The organism is uncultured Gimesia sp. (genome assembly GCF_937919775.1).
Taxonomy (GTDB): Bacteria; Planctomycetota; Planctomycetia; order Planctomycetales; family Planctomycetaceae; genus Gimesia.
This window is the reverse complement of sequence record NZ_CALFPF010000076.1, coordinates 1-4,211: the sequence shown is the minus strand read 5'-3', so window position 1 is coordinate 4,211 and position 4,211 is coordinate 1. Positions and strand designations below refer to the sequence as shown.

Here is a 4,211-nt window from a genome sequence, read left to right as displayed (position 1 = left end):
GCTGGCCATTACTTCTTCTGGGATCACCCTGTTTGCCAGATTCGGGTTATTCTGGACCACACACCAGCTGACAGCCAGTGGCAGGAAGAACAATAAGCATGCAGTGAGAAAGTAGCCAATGTTGGCGCGAAAGAGTCGTGGGAAATCAACCGCCAGATAACGATACATGCTGGCAAAATTTGTGGGTGGCGCACTATAAAACAAATTATGACCGCGGGCGACCAGATCATTCAGATATGAAATCAAATCATGGCCCCAGCCACGCGATCGAATAGTGGCTAGATCATGGGAGACTTCACGCAACAGTTGTGAAAATTTTGAAATTTCTTCTGCAGGAAGTTTTGCCAGCGATTTTCCTGAGGCACTTGCAAGAAAATCTTCAAACTGTTTCCAATGCGGTCGACGCTGTTGGATAAATTTGTGTTTATTCAAGTTTCACCCCCGCAGATGGTTTTCGGGGATGATAAGCAGAGACCAGTTCCTGTTCTTCTTCCTCTTGAGCAAAGCTGAATGTTTTATAGACGGCCGCCAGAAAAGCCATCGGGTATTGTGCGACTTTTTTCGGGTCACCAGAATAATTCAATCGTTCAGCGAGATTCCTGGCTAAGATTCCAGCCAATGCATGTCCCCGCTCGTAAGTGAGCACGTGCCTGCGTCCGATAAATTCGTCAATCAGCGAGAGGACTTCATCGCGAGGTAAGTAACTGCCGATTTCATTTTTATTCAGCGGCTGAATTTTATTGAGGATCACTGGCTTTCTTGGCAGTGTCAGAGAGCGTTCCTGAATGACAACCGTTCCCGCCACGAGATCACCCAGTCTTTGAAAGCGTCGCGTCAGCAGCATCGAGGTAATGCCAATTCCATAAAAGACGATCGCATCTGCACTGCGAACAAGGTTTCTCAGCAGTGCCGGCCAGAATGTGATCGGGTAACCACCGTCGCGAATCACGCGCAGCCCGCAGAAATGTTTACCAATGGACTGCCCTTTAAAGAACCCTTCTGAAATCGTGTAGTAGCCCCAGGTATTCAGGAACATCATGACCAGCAGGAGCCCCATTGCCGTTCCCGGTAAGACAATCCCCATCATTGGAACGACCATCATCACGCCGAACATGATCGCCAGACGAATAGCGAGGTCGATCATGTAGGCGATATAGCGTTGTGCGGGACCTGCAAGTTGATAAGTCAAAACCACATTTTCCGGCGTTTCAATCTGCATTTCCAAGCCAAGGACTTCTCGCCTGGCTGAATCGTCCCACTGAGGAATAGCAGCAGAACCAGTGTTTATTTCATCGAAGGTAGTGGATGATATCATGAAACACGAATGCCGGAAAATGCATGGATCGTTTCGGGGCGGAAAATACTGAGAGGGCAGACAATACACTAATTTAGTGACATTATAGGCATAACCGAGTACTGTTATCCAGACACACCTGATTTTTTATGAAATCTCTATTTCAGCGTTTTATAAGTTCGAAGCGGCAGTATATAATCTGCGTATCACCGACGGGCAATCACATGTAGTATCATTCAGGCCGATTCGAATTGGTCTCGTGGAAATTCGTACGTCGAAGCTTTTCTACTGGCGGTGCATTTCCGGCAATGATGATACTTTTGCATTTCGAAACATATTGCAGTAAGAGTGAGGAACATCTGATGTTAGCGTATCGTCGAATTTTGAGTGCTGCGAGTCTCTGTGTCATGATTCTGGCAAGTTTATTTTCGACAGCCAGTGCTGAAGAGCCTGCTGTAACCGAAGTCGACCTGCCGACTTTGAAAAATACACAAATGAAGGGAATCAATTTTCTAAAGAACAGTCAATTGGATGATGGGCTGTGGACAACAGAAACCGTGCCGGGAATCAGTGCGCTGGTCACGACGGCATTGTTAGAAAGCGGTGTTCCCGCGAGTGACCCTGTCGTCGCCAAAGCACTCAAACGGCTCGAAGGTTTTGTTCAGAAAGATGGCGGGATCTATTATGCGAAAAGTAATCATCGCAATTATGAAACCTGTATTTCCATCATGGCATTGAGCGCTGCGAATCAGGGGGGGCGTTACGATGCCATTATCAAAAATGCAGAAAAGTTTTTGCGGGATCTGCAATGGGATGAAGGAGAAGGTCTGGAATCCTCAGATACTGCCTTTGGGGGAGCCGGCTATGGAAGTCATCAACGACCTGACCTGTCTAATACACAGTATCTGATTGAAGCACTGCGAAAAGCGGGTGTGAAATCGGATGATCCGGCGATTCAGAAAGCGCTGGTTTTTGTTTCTCGCACACAAAATCTGGAGTCGGAATATAATACAACCCCCTTTTCATCCAAGATTAATGATGGTGGTTTCTATTACACGCCGGCTGCTGGTGGAACTTCACAGGCGGGTATGACTCCCGATGGTGGACTGCGTTCGTATGGCAGCATGACGTATGCCGGCCTCAAAAGCATGATTTATGCCGGCGTGGATCAGAATGATAAGAGGGTCAAGGCTGCGAACGAGTGGATTCGCCGCCACTATTCGTTGAAAGAAAATCCCGGGATGGGACAGCAGGGGCTCTATTATTACTTTCACACCTTTGCCAAAGCGCTGGACACGATGCAGGTCAAGCAGTTCAAGGATGCTGACGGTGGTGTCCACAACTGGCGGGCAGAGCTGGTCAACCATCTGGCTGGGCTGCAACATGAGAATGGCAGTTGGACAAACAAAGCGGAACGCTGGTACGAAGCCGACCCCAATCTGGCAACCGCTTATGCCTTATTGGCTCTGTCGCACTGCCAGCCCGGTAAATAGACTGTGTCCAGTTTTACTGTAGCGTCTCCAAGGTCATTTGGACCGAGTATAATAGATTGAAAGACGCTATGGTAATATGTGATGCGCTCTAGAATTGAGCAGCAGAAAGTTCCCCTGTTTTATCTTTCACGGATGAAACGGGGGAATCTCGGCTGTGTTTGTTCCGTCGATCATGCCAGCTACATATTGTGAAACCTGCTTGACAATTTCGTCGATCATGATTTGCCCCGCTTCTGCGGTGGCTTCCAAAGGTTCCCGGTCTACCTGATCCTGCATGGCGTTCTGACGCACGTTTTCGGGAAATGCTGCCAGGGCAAATGCCGTTTCAAATTCCTGAGCATGACCGGGCCAGCGTTTTGTTTTCAAATTGGCTATCGCGACTTCTTCAGGTAGCAGATTCCAATACGATTCAAAGTGCAGATTGATTTCGAGACGTTGCTGGTATTGTCCCCACATCCCCAGGCAGGGGGCGATGTTCCCGCCATGGCCGTTCAGAACAAGAATATTGTTAAAGCCGGCCTGATGCATACTGCGAATCGTATCAAATAAAACACTGAGCCAACTGCCGGGCAGGGCAGACAATGTGCCCGGATGCCGCATGTGATGCTCGCTGATACCGATATTCATGGAAGGAGCCACGATGACTTGCGGGGCCAGTTGCCTGGCAACTTCTGTTGCCACCAGCATCACACTTCTCCAATCGTGTTCCATTGCCAGATGTTCCAGATGCTGCTCTGTGGCTGCGACGGGAATAATACATGCCTTCAATTCACCCGACTGCATCCGTTCTCGAAATTCCCGTCTGGTATGTTTATGGAGGAGGACTTCGCTGGTATGACGATTTGATTCAGACATGGAGTCGGTTTCCTGCAGTTTCATTTAATGTTGTAAGCAGCAATCAGGAACGAGTTTGTTTGGCATTGACTGGTATATCATTAACGGGATGAGCGAGTCAACGTTCCAGCATTTTTTCCATGACATGATAGCCGGGAAATTGAAAACCAAGCTGACGATACGTCGATTGGGCACGTTCGTTTTCTTCTTCCACATAAAGCCTGAGCCCGACCACATCGGGGTTTGATTGTGCCAGTGTTTGAAGATGCTCTGACAGGCGCTGAAACACGCCCTGCCGACGATAGTCCGGATGTACGTATACACTTTGAAACCACCAGAACTCGCCGTTTCGCCAATCACTCCATTCGCGTGTGAACATCAACTGGCCGATCACATTTTTCTGATAGCGGGCGACATAGTACTGGCAACCACGTTCCTTACCCAGAGATTCAATGACACCGGACCGAACCAGTTCTCTGTCCAGAGATTTGGATTCCGTCTCCTCGGCCAACCGGATGTTAAATTCAGTAATGATGTCACAATCATTCAGGTTTGCTTGATCGATTTGAATATCCAGCATCAGATAATCC

4 protein-coding genes and 1 pseudogene are annotated in these 4,211 nt (G+C 48.4%); 1 reads left to right on the top strand and 4 read right to left on the bottom strand.

Annotated elements, in window-relative coordinates:
• Together Q0294_RS02020 and Q0294_RS02015 are read right to left on the bottom strand one after the other, a co-directional pair.
• A pseudogene (locus Q0294_RS02020) lies at positions 1–432 on the bottom strand (stage II sporulation protein M); the annotation flags it as partial.
• Positions 425–1,219 carry an RDD family protein gene (locus Q0294_RS02015; protein ID WP_299460369.1) on the bottom strand — a complete coding sequence of 265 codons (795 nt, stop codon included), beginning with the start codon at positions 1,217–1,219 and terminating at the stop codon, positions 425–427. The gene Q0294_RS02015 and the pseudogene Q0294_RS02020, both read right to left, overlap by 8 nt.
• 437 nt (positions 1,220–1,656) lie before the next feature.
• Here Q0294_RS02015 and Q0294_RS02010 point away from each other — a divergent pair, with 437 nt between their 5' ends.
• Positions 1,657–2,787, top strand: a complete 1,131-nt coding sequence (locus tag Q0294_RS02010; protein ID WP_299460368.1) for a hypothetical protein — start codon at positions 1,657–1,659, stop codon at positions 2,785–2,787.
• Between the two features lie 126 nt (positions 2,788–2,913).
• Here the strand turns inward: Q0294_RS02010 and Q0294_RS02005 are convergent, their stop codons facing one another.
• Positions 2,914–3,642: a creatininase family protein gene (locus Q0294_RS02005; RefSeq protein WP_299460366.1), complete on the bottom strand. Its 729-nt coding sequence runs from the start codon at positions 3,640–3,642 to the stop codon at positions 2,914–2,916.
• Positions 3,643–3,739: 97 nt separating this feature from the next.
• Positions 3,740–4,211 (bottom strand): N-acetyltransferase (locus Q0294_RS02000; protein WP_299460363.1); only part of this gene is annotated, 472 nt, incomplete at its 5' end.